The organism is Cobetia sp. SIMBA_158 (assembly GCF_046566945.1).
GTDB classification, from domain to species: domain Bacteria; phylum Pseudomonadota; class Gammaproteobacteria; order Pseudomonadales; family Halomonadaceae; genus Cobetia; species Cobetia amphilecti.
This window is the reverse complement of the sequence record NZ_JAWJYL010000901.1, coordinates 1-245: the sequence shown is the minus strand read 5'-3', so window position 1 is coordinate 245 and position 245 is coordinate 1. Positions and strand designations below refer to the sequence as shown.

Genomic DNA, 245 nt, shown 5'->3' with positions numbered 1-245 from the left:
CCCATTGCTACACAAGATGTTTTAACCCCTTTTAGCCCCACGATTTTATCCAGTTGTTCCCCAGCTAATTCCCATTCCGCCTTCACCTTAAGCCCCAAATCAACAAAAAACGCTTTCGCCTCTGCTAGATTATCAACATTGATACTCACATGATCAATTCGATTAACCTTCATTTCCAAGCCTCCATTTCCAATAGACAATCATTTATACCTTTTTCGTTCCAAAACTAAAGGAGTGATATTTAG

1 protein-coding gene is annotated in these 245 nt (G+C 39.2%); it reads right to left on the bottom strand.

Features of this window, described 5'->3' with window-relative positions:
* On the bottom strand, nucleotides 1-173 hold a 173-nt coding region (locus R2R70_RS22435), incomplete at its 3' end, for a VOC family protein (protein WP_410979263.1).
* Between the last annotated feature and the right edge of the window lie 72 nt (nucleotides 174-245).